Here is a 9,747-nt window from a genome sequence, read left to right on the forward strand (position 1 = left end):
TATGTTTCGGACTTTTCTCAGGTTTCCCTAAGTATTTATCTCGGTCTGGGTCACTGCGTTAAAAACAGGCTTAAAATGCTCATTTACAGCTCGTAAACTGCGCTTTCTCGCTTGTTCTTGCCTGGCCTGACCTTCGCTCGCCACGTTTTCACACAGCCCGGATGCGGCGGTTTACAGCCGCCCGTCCGCGGGTAGAATGGCGCACTTTTACAATCCGCCAGAGCCCTCTACATGGCCTTGCCGACGCTGCGCATCATCGGTTTCATCATCGGCATATTTCTCATTACCCTGGCGCTCAGCATGGGCATCCCCATGTTGACGCTACTGATCTTCGAACACCCGGAAGATCTCAGTGCCTTTCTCTGGTCCGGCATGATCACCCTGATCGCCGGCCTTGCGCTGGTGATACCCGGCCGCCCGGAGAATGCCCAGCTACGCCCGCGTGACATGTACCTGCTGACGACCGGCAGCTGGACCGTCGTTTGCGCCTTCGCCGCGCTACCGCTGATGCTGATCGCGCACATCAGTTACACCGACGCCATCTTCGAAACCATGTCCGGCATCACCACCACCGGCTCCACCGTACTGGTTGGCCTGGACAGCATGTCACCGGGCATTCTGATCTGGCGCTCGATGCTGCAGTGGCTCGGCGGCATCGGCTTCATCGGCATGGCCGTGGCGATTTTGCCGCTGCTGCGCGTCGGTGGCATGCGCCTGTTCCAGACCGAGTCGTCGGACTGGGGCGAGAAGGTGATGCCGCGCTCGCACATGGCCGCCAAGTACCTGTTGCTGATCTACCTCACCCTGACCCTGCTGGGTTTCCTGGCATTCTGGGCGGCGGGCATGAGCCCCTTCGACGCCATCAACCACTCCATGTCAGCGATTTCCACCGGCGGCTTCTCCACCTCCGACTCGTCCCTGGCACACTGGTCGCAACCGGCTGTACATTGGACGACTGTAGCCCTGATGGTGCTCGGCGGCATGCCGTTCATGCTCTACGTGGCCTTCGTCCGCGGCAATCGTCAGGCGCTGTTCAAGGATCACCAGGTTCGCGGCTTCATCGGCTTTCTGCTGCTGACCTGGCTGGTGTTCGGCACCTGGCTGTGGATCAACTCGGACTATGCCTGGCTCGACGCCTTCCGCATCGTCGCGGTGAACGTCACCTCGGTGGTCACCACCACCGGCTTCGCGCTCGGCGACTACACCACCTGGGGCAGCTTCGCCATCTTGCTGTTCTTCTATCTGACCTTCGTTGGCGGCTGCTCCGGCTCCACGTCCGGTGGTTTGAAGATCTTCCGCTTTCAGGTCGCCTACGTGCTGCTCAAGGCCAACCTGATGCAGCTGGTGCACCCACGCGCGGTGATCAAGCAGCAGTACAACAACCACAATCTGGATGAAGAGATCGTTCGCTCGCTGATCACCTTCTCCTTCTTCTTCACCATCACCATCGGCGTGCTGGCCCTGGCCCTGACCCTGACCGGGCTGGACTGGGTCACCGCGCTGACCGGTGCCGCCACTGCCGTCTGCAACGTCGGCCCCGGCCTTGGCCCGATCATCGGCCCGGCCGGCAACTTCTCCAGCCTGCCGGATTCGGCCAAGTGGCTGCTCAGTGCCGGCATGCTGCTCGGCCGCCTGGAAATTCTGACCGTGCTGGTGCTGATTACCCGCAGTTTCTGGAAACACTGACCGATGCCCCTAGCCAGTCTGCGCATCCTTGCCTTCATCAACGGCATCTTCCTCGTCACCCTGGCGCTGAGCATGCTGGTGCCGGTCATCACCCTGCTGATCTTCGAACAGCCGCAGGGCATCGATGCCTTTCTCTGGTCGAGCCTGATCACCGCAATCGTCGGCGTAGCCATGATCGCCCAGGGCCGGCCCCAGCAGACGCAACTGCGCCCACGCGACATGTACATGCTGACGGTGTCGAGCTGGGTAATGGTGTCGATCTTCGCAGCGCTGCCGTTCATCTTCGCCGAACGCGCGAGCGTTACCGACGCCTATTTCGAAAGCATGTCCGGCATCACCGCCACCGGCGCCACGATATTCAGCGGCCTCGACCACATGTCCCCCGGCACACTGATCTGGCGCTCGCTGCTGCACTGGCTGGGCGGTATCGGCTTCATCGGCATGGCCGTGGCGATCCTGCCGATCCTGCGTATTGGTGGCATGCGCCTGTTCCAGACCGAGTCGTCGGATCGCTCGGAAAAGGTCATGCCGCGCTCGCACATGGTCGCCAAGTACATGGTGCTGGCCTACGTCGGCCTCAGTGCATTCGCCGTTCTGGCCTTCTGGTTGGCGGGGATGGGGTTGTTCGACTCGATCAACCACGCCATGTCGGCGATCGCCACCGGAGGCTTCTCCACCTCGGACTCGTCACTGGGCAAATGGGAGCAGCCGGCGATCCACTGGGTCGCCATCGTGGTGATGGTGCTCGGCAGCTTGCCCTTCGTGCTCTATGTCAGCGCCCTGCGCGGCAACTACCGCGCACTGTTTCGCGATGCGCAGGTACACGGGTTCCTGTTGTTGCTGGTGGGCAGCTGGTTCGTCCTGGCTGGCTGGAAATGGCTCACCACCGATCTGTATTGGCTCGATGCGCTGCGCCTGGTCGCAGTGAACATCACCTCGATCATGACCACCACCGGCTTTGCCGTGGGCGATTACCACCTGTGGGGCCCGTTCGCCAGCATGATGTTCTTCTACCTGGGCTTCGTCGGCGGCTGCTCCGGCTCCACCGCCGGCGGCCTGAAGATCTTCCGCTTCCAGGTTGCCTACATCCTGCTCAAGGCCAACCTCAAGCAGCTCATCCACCCTCGTGCGGTGATCAAGCAGCAGTACAACCGCCACCGTCTGGATGAAGACATCGTCCGTTCGATCCTGGCCTTCGCCTTCTTCTACACCATCACCATCGCCAGCCTCGCACTGGCCGTGGCCATGTGTGGGGTGGACTGGATCACCGCCCTGACCGGTGCTGCGGCGATGGTTTCCGGTGTCGGCCCCGGCATGGGCGAGATGGTCGGCCCCGCCGGCAACTATGCCGCGATTCCCGACATGGCCAAATGGTTGCTGAGTTTCGGCATGCTGCTCGGCCGCCTGGAAATCCTCACCGTGCTGGTGCTGCTGTTCCCGGCTTTCTGGCGCCATTGATCGACAGCTGAAGCTCAACCGGCACGCCCGCGCCGCCCCCGATACTCGCCTGGTGTCTCTCCGAACCAGCGACGGAAAGCCCGGAAGAAGTTGCTCGGATCGGCAAAGCCGAGCAGGTAAGCGACTTCGAGCAGGGTCAGGTCGACCTGCCCGAGATACTGCTCGGCCAACTCTCGACGGGTGTCATCGAGCAGCTGCTGATAGCTGGTGCCCTCCTCCTGCAAACGCCGCTGCAAGGTGCGCTGCGACAGATGCAGCGCCTGCGCCACCACTTCGCGGCGCGGCTCGCCCTGCGGCAACAGGCGACACAGCACCTGACGCGCCTGGTGGGTGACACGACTGCTGCAAAAACGCGCCAGGTACTCGCCGGCAAAACGATCATGCAGCTGCGCCAGCGCCTCATTGGCACTGGGCAGCGGCGCCTCCAGGTCAGCACGCTCGAAGATCAGCCCGTAGTGCTCGGCATTGAAGCGCAGCGGCGCCTGGAATACCTGCTGATAGGGCGCCAGATCAGCAGGTGCCGGGCCTTGCAGGCGAACTTCACGCGGCCGGATCAATTTGCCGGTCATCCAGCGGCTGAACGCCAGGCAGTAGGCCATCGACGCTTCCGCGCTTTGCCGCGCAGGTGGCAGGCGATCACCATGAATGGCCAGGGTCAGCGCGTAGCCGTCGGGCTGCGCCAGGAAATTCAGATCAGCGCCCTCACCGATGATGCGCTGATAGCGCACCAGGCGAGTGAAGCCGTCGCGCAGGTTGCGGCTGGACATCAGCGCATAACCCACCACATGAAAGGACGCCGGACGTACCACCTGCGCCATGTTCAGTCCGATGGCCGGGTTGCCCGACAACGCCACGGCACGCTGCCACAAGCGGGTCATGCCATCCTGCGGGTAGCGCGCATCCGGGTCGTTCAACGCGGCGTAATCCATGCCTAGCTCGGCGAACAGAGCGACGCAATCGACGCCGCCAAGCTCCAGCGCCTGCACGATGGCCAATGCCCAGGTCGAAGATGTGGTTCTTTCGCTCATCGTCTTGTTCTTATGATCAATCGGCCAGCCAGGACAGGCTTGGCGGCGCAAGGATACTAGACTGGCACTTTAAGTCAGTGGCCCAGGGAGACAGCCGACCTAGACTCGACAGTGACAATGACAGGAGGTGCGCCATGACCGCCCCGACCACCGAACGCTACCAGAGCTTCGCCGAGTTCTACCCCTACTACCTGCAGGAGCACAGCAATCCGGTGTGCCGCCGCCTGCATTACGTCGGCAGCCTGCTGGTGCTGACGATCCTCGCCTATGCCCTGCTCAGCCAGCAATGGCTGTGGTTGCTGGCCATGCCAGTGGCCGGTTACGGCTTCGCCTGGGTCGGCCATTTCGTCTTCGAGAAGAACCGCCCGGCAACCTTCGATTACCCGCTGTACAGCCTGATGGGCGACTGGGTGATGCTCAAGGACGCTTTCACCGGCCGGATTCGCTTCTGACACACAACGCCAACCCACCACAACAATAAGAACGAGAACGACCATGAACAGCCGAGCCCGCTTTACCCATATGCAAGACGGCCAGGCCGAGGACTGGGCCATCATCGCCCAGGATTTCGCCGCCTATGCCGCCCAGTTACCTGCGCGCATCCTCGCTCACCTGCGATTGCTCGACGGCGATTTCGGCGGCTTTGCGGTGGACCGCCTGACCCACTCGCTGCAGACAGCCACCCGCGCCTATCACGACGGCCGCGATGAGGAGTACGTCATCTGCGCGCTGCTGCACGACATCGGCGATACCCTCGGCAGCTACAACCACCCGGACATCGCTGCGGCCATCCTCAAACCTTTCGTCAGTGCCGAGAACCACTGGATGGTGGAGAAACATGGCATTTTCCAGGGCTACTACTTCTTCCATCACCTGGGCATGGATCGTCATCTGCGCGAGCAGTTCAAGGACCATCCGCAGTACCAGGCGACCATCGATTTCTGCGCCAAGTACGACGCCGCCGCCTTCGACCCGGAGTACCAAAGCCTGCCGCTGAGCTTCTTCGAACCCATGCTGCAGCGCGTCTTCGCCCAGCCGAAGAACTCCATTTACCTGGCCGCGATGGAGCGTTCGAGCGCCTGACCGCTGGCCACTGTTACGCCACCGTTCGGCGGCCGTGCTTGGCTGGCCGCCACCCCCTTGGTTATGATCCCCGCCCAGCGAGCCTCTGGCTCAGGTCTTGCAGACCAGCCAGGCGTCCAGCAGAGACGCCAGAAATCCAGCAGGGACAGTTCCAGCAGATGAAGCCAGCAACCACCAGCCGTGCCAACGGGCTGCCGACGCCGCCTTTGCGCGAATACTATTCGCGCGTGCTGGCTTATATCGCCACGGCTGCCAGTATCGCCGCCGGCACCTATGTGGGGCATTTCGCCTACGACATCCTGTGGATGGTGCCCTACGCCCTGCTCTACCCTCATCTGGCGCACAACCTGAGTCGACGTTTCAAACGCGACTACCCCGCGCAGACCGATCTCGCCCTGCTGTTCTTCGATGCACTGCATGCCGGCGCTGCCGGCGTGCTGCTGGGTTTCTCTGTGGTACCCAGCCTGATGTTCCTGTTGATCCTGTGCTTCAGTGCCCTGGTCATCGGCGGCATGCGCTACCTGGGCCTGGCGTTGCTGGTCGCCGCCAGCGGCATGGCGCTGTGCGCCGCACTGGTTGGGGTTCATCCCAATACCGAGACGCCGACTCTGGTGGCGCTGGTCAGCATCCTCTTCGCCACCCTGTACATCTGCATCACCGCCTACTTCGTCAACCAGCAGGGCCTGCGCCTGGCTCAGGTGCGCAGCGAGATCAAGCGCGAGCAGGAAAAGGCCGCGCGTCTGGCGCGCAACCTGGCCAAGTACCTGTCACCGCAGGTCTGGGAGTCGATCTTCACCGGCAAGAAGAGCGTGCGCCTGGAAACCCAGCGCAAGAAGCTCACGGTGTTCTTCTCCGACATCAAGGGTTTTACCGAGCTGTCGGAAGAGCTGGAGGCCGAAGCGCTGACCGACCTGCTCAACACCTACCTCAACGAGATGTCGAAGATCAGCCTGAAATACGGCGGTACCATCGACAAGTTCATCGGCGACTGCGTCATGGTGTTCTTCGGCGACCCCAGCAGCAACGGCGCCAAGAAGGATGCGGTGGCAGCGGTGTCCATGGCCATCGCCATGCGCAAGCACATGAAAGTACTGCGCCAGCAGTGGCGTGCCCAAGGCATCACCAAGCCGCTGGAAATCCGCATGGGCCTCAATACCGGCTACTGCACGGTGGGTAACTTCGGCGCTGACACGCGCATGGACTACACCATCATCGGCCGCGACGTGAACCTTGCCAGCCGGCTGGAAAGCGCGGCCGAAGCCGGTGAGATCCTGATCTCCCACGAGACCTATTCGCTGATCAAGGACGTGATCATGTGCCGCGACAAAGGCCAGATCACCGTCAAGGGTTTCAGCCGCCCGGTGCAAATCTACCAGGTGGTGGATTTCCGTCGCGACCTCGGCGCCACCTCCAGCTACCTCGAGCACGAGCTGCCGGGCTTCTCCATGTACCTGGACACCAACGGCATTCAGAACTTCGACAAGGAGCGTGTGATCCAGGCGCTCAACCAGGCGGCCGAGAAGCTGCGTGACAAGGTCATTCTCTGAGGCCGACGTCCCTGGAGGCGCTTCGCGGCTGAAGCCCGGCCGGCGTTTGCATGAACGCAGGAGCGGCTTCAGCCGCGAAACAACTGCCTACAGCGCGGTATCCGGCAACGCCTCAGCCACGACCATCGGCTCGCCGTCGATCAACGGCTGCATCGCCAGAAACTCCAGCGCCGAAGCGCGCCAGGACTGCACGGCCGCCAGCTCAGCGCAACGCTCCCGATCCAGCTCCAGAGCGGCCAGACAGGCAGCGCGCAGATCTTCGTCCATCACGCCATTGATGCCCTGTTGCAGCACATCCAGCGGACCGGCCACCGGGAACGCAGCCACCGGCGTACCGCAGGCCAGCGCCTCCAGCATCACCAGACCATAGGTATCGGTGCGCGAGGGAAAGACCAGCACAGAAGCCTGCTGGTAGATCTCGGCCAGTGCCTGGCCATGGCGATAACCGAGGAAACGCACCTGCGGATATTGCAGCTGCAACGCCTCGCGCTGCGGGCCATCACCCACCACGCACCTGTCGCCAGGCAGATCCAGATCGAGAAAGGCCTGCAGGTTCTTTTCCGGGGCAATGCGTCCGACGTAGAGGAACACCGGCCGTGCCGGCCGAGGGTGCGTTTCATCCGGCCGAAACAGCTGGGTATCCACCCCCTTGCGCCACAGTTGCAGGCGCTGCAGTGACCAGCTGGCGAATTCCTCACGCAGGCGTTCGGTGGTTACCAGCACGGCCTGGCTGGGGCGGTGGAAGGCCCGGAGAAAGGCATAACCGAAGCGTGGTGCGATCCACGGCCAGCGCGTGCTGACGTATTCGGGAAAGCGCGTATGGATCGCCGTGGAGAAAGCCAGCCCGCGCTTGACCAACCAGCGCCGCGCCGCCCACCCCAGCGGCCCCTCGGTGGCCAGATGCACGCAGTCGGGACGGAAGTCGCGAATCACCGCACCGACGCGCCACAGGTCCCACACCAGCGGAATCTCCGGGTAAGTGGGGCACGGTACGGCGCGAAAATCGGCGGGCGACAATAACTTGACCTGATGTCCCAGCCCGCGCAGTTCGCCAACCAATGCCGCCAGACTGGTGACCACGCCATTGACCTGGGGCGCCCAGGCGTCGGAGACGATCAGTATCCTCATGCGCCCGTCTCGAGGGCGACGGCCTGCTCCTCGCTGGCCTGTCGCGCCTGCGCCTCGGCCAGGCGATAGAGTTCGATCTGCCCGTCCCAGTGTTCGATCAGCGCCGTGCAGGACTCCACCCAATCGCCGCAGTTCATGTACTCCACCCCGCTCACCTGGCGGATCTCGGCATGGTGGATGTGACCACAGACCACGCCCTGCAAGCCGCGCTTGACGCACTCGTGCGCGATGGCCTCTTCGAAGTCGCTGATGAAATTCACCGCACTCTTGACCTTGTGCTTGAGGTAGGCCGACAGCGACCAGTAGCCGTAGCCCCAGCGGCTGCGCCAGTGATTGAGCCAGCGATTGAGGGTCAGGGTGAACTCGTAGGCCGAGTCGCCGAGAAACGCCAGCCAACGGTGATAGCGAGTGATCACGTCGAACTGATCGCCATGGATCACCAGCAACTGGCGCCCATCGACCGTGACGTGCACTGCCTCGTCCACCAGCTGGATATTGCCCAGCAGCAGGCTCGAATATCGGCGCAGGAATTCGTCGTGGTTGCCGGTGACATAGATCACTTCGGTGCCGCGCTTGCTCATGGTCAGCAGGCGCCGGATCACGTTGGTGTGCGCCTGTGGCCAGTAGATGCCGCCGCGCAGCTTCCAGCCATCGATGATGTCACCCACCAGGTAGATGCGATCGGCGTGATAGCGCTTGAGGAAGGCTGCCAGGTGCTCGGCCTGGCAATCGCGAGTGCCGAGGTGCACGTCGGAGATCCACAGGGTACGGACACGTTGTTTGCGGCTGGGCTTGGCGAGCTGGGCGCTGGTCATGGGCGGCCTCCGGCAGGGTTTAGTCGAGCTTGAGGCGCGGCAGTGAAAACCTTGTGACAGGAAAAAGACCATTGCATGACACCGCGTTGCAAGGTCCCTGGCGTTACACTGCGGCGGTTGCCGAGGAAACCGCCATGCACCCGATCCTGTCCCTGCGTCACTACAGCCACGACGTGCTCAGCCACAGCCATGACCATGCGCAATTGGTATTCGGCCTGACGGGAGAGCTGCAATTCGAGGTTGACGGTCAGGGTAGTCGGGTACTGCGCCATCATCTGGCTGTGGTGCCGGCCGAAGCGCGGCATACCTGCGGCAGCCCGCGCGGCAGCCAGTGCCTGGTGCTGGACCTGCCGGCCAACGACTGGCTGCAGCGTCAGCTTGGCCACCATGCGAGCGATATCCAGCGCCTGCTGGACAAGCCCAACGCCCTGCAACTCGACCCGGCGCAGGGTCAATTACTCAATTGGCTGGCCAGCAGCCCGATCAACGATGCAGTGATCGCCGGCCAGGGTGCGGCGCTGCTGCTCGGCAGCCTGGCCTGCAACCGCCAACGGAGTGAGCCGCCCGGCTTGCCGATGGCTGCGCTCGATCACTATATCGAGCAGCACGCGGCCCATCCGCTGCAGGTGGCAGACCTGGCGCGCCTGGCCGGTCTTTCGGTGGCACGTCTGCATGCCCGCTTTCTGGCTGAAACCGGCCGCACGCCCATGGAGCACATCCGCCAGCGGCGCCTGCACATGGCCGAGCACCTGTTGCGCAGCAGCGATCTGGCCGTTGGCGAAATCGCCGCACAGGTTGGCTACAGTTCGCAGAGCGCCTTCACCGCGGCCCTCTCCCGTCATCTGGGCATGACCCCAAGACAGCTGCGTCGTACGCGCTAGCTGTGATCTCTCAGTAGGTTGTTCATCCGGGGCATTCCCGGAATTCTGGAAGCGCGACCAACACAGCCTTCCAGGAGCCCCGGATGAACCTGCATAAACATGCCCGTCTTACCCCGCGAGG

9 protein-coding genes are annotated in these 9,747 nt (G+C 62.9%); 6 read left to right on the forward strand and 3 right to left on the reverse strand.

Translation table 11 applies throughout. The annotated features are described in order from the left end of the window. The first annotated feature begins 231 nt into the window (after positions 1 to 231). Both ACN8M7_RS10670 and ACN8M7_RS10675 read left to right on the forward strand, forming a co-directional pair. Positions 232 to 1,686: a TrkH family potassium uptake protein gene (locus ACN8M7_RS10670; protein WP_490260732.1), complete on the forward strand. Its 1,455-nt coding sequence runs from the start codon at positions 232 to 234 to the stop codon at positions 1,684 to 1,686. Between the two features lie 3 nt (positions 1,687 to 1,689). Then, on the forward strand, positions 1,690 to 3,144 hold the full coding sequence (locus ACN8M7_RS10675; RefSeq protein ID WP_061239711.1) for a TrkH family potassium uptake protein: 1,455 nt from the start codon (positions 1,690 to 1,692) through the stop codon (positions 3,142 to 3,144). Positions 3,145 to 3,158: 14 nt separating this feature from the next. Here the strand turns inward: ACN8M7_RS10675 and ACN8M7_RS10680 are convergent, their stop codons facing one another. Continuing rightward, positions 3,159 to 4,172: an AraC family transcriptional regulator gene (locus ACN8M7_RS10680; protein WP_490260733.1), complete on the reverse strand. Its 1,014-nt coding sequence runs from the start codon at positions 4,170 to 4,172 to the stop codon at positions 3,159 to 3,161. A 134-nt stretch (positions 4,173 to 4,306) separates the two neighbouring features. On the opposite strand from ACN8M7_RS10680, the gene ACN8M7_RS10685 reads away from it, so the two are divergent. The 3 genes from ACN8M7_RS10685 to ACN8M7_RS10695 all read left to right on the forward strand — a co-directional run bounded on the left by ACN8M7_RS10685 (position 4,307) and on the right by ACN8M7_RS10695 (position 6,802). Beyond that, positions 4,307 to 4,624, forward strand: coding sequence for an Mpo1-like protein (locus tag ACN8M7_RS10685; RefSeq protein WP_061239717.1), 318 nt, complete (start codon positions 4,307 to 4,309; stop codon positions 4,622 to 4,624). Between the two features lie 43 nt (positions 4,625 to 4,667). Continuing rightward, positions 4,668 to 5,255 carry an HD domain-containing protein gene (locus tag ACN8M7_RS10690; protein WP_490260734.1) on the forward strand — a complete coding sequence of 196 codons (588 nt, stop codon included), beginning with the start codon at positions 4,668 to 4,670 and terminating at the stop codon, positions 5,253 to 5,255. Between the two features lie 158 nt (positions 5,256 to 5,413). Next, complete coding sequence (locus ACN8M7_RS10695; RefSeq protein WP_490260735.1) at positions 5,414 to 6,802, forward strand: adenylate/guanylate cyclase domain-containing protein; 1,389 nt, start codon at positions 5,414 to 5,416, stop codon at positions 6,800 to 6,802. 87 nt (positions 6,803 to 6,889) lie between these two features. On the opposite strand, the gene ACN8M7_RS10700 is transcribed toward ACN8M7_RS10695, so the two are convergent. Next, positions 6,890 to 7,930: a glycosyltransferase family 4 protein gene (locus ACN8M7_RS10700; RefSeq protein WP_490260736.1), complete on the reverse strand. Its 1,041-nt coding sequence runs from the start codon at positions 7,928 to 7,930 to the stop codon at positions 6,890 to 6,892. After that, on the reverse strand, positions 7,927 to 8,745 hold the full coding sequence (locus ACN8M7_RS10705; protein WP_061239727.1) for a UDP-2,3-diacylglucosamine diphosphatase: 819 nt from the start codon (positions 8,743 to 8,745) through the stop codon (positions 7,927 to 7,929). Before ACN8M7_RS10705 ends, ACN8M7_RS10700 begins: the two co-directional genes overlap by 4 nt. Positions 8,746 to 8,879: 134 nt before the next feature. Between ACN8M7_RS10705 and ACN8M7_RS10710 the strand changes: the two genes are divergently transcribed. Beyond that, positions 8,880 to 9,626, forward strand: coding sequence for a helix-turn-helix transcriptional regulator (locus tag ACN8M7_RS10710; protein ID WP_490260737.1), 747 nt, complete (start codon positions 8,880 to 8,882; stop codon positions 9,624 to 9,626). The last annotated feature ends 121 nt before the right edge of the window (positions 9,627 to 9,747 follow it).

The organism is Pseudomonas spartinae, from assembly GCF_965197125.1.
GTDB classification, from domain to species: domain Bacteria; phylum Pseudomonadota; class Gammaproteobacteria; order Pseudomonadales; family Pseudomonadaceae; genus Aquipseudomonas; species Aquipseudomonas composti_A.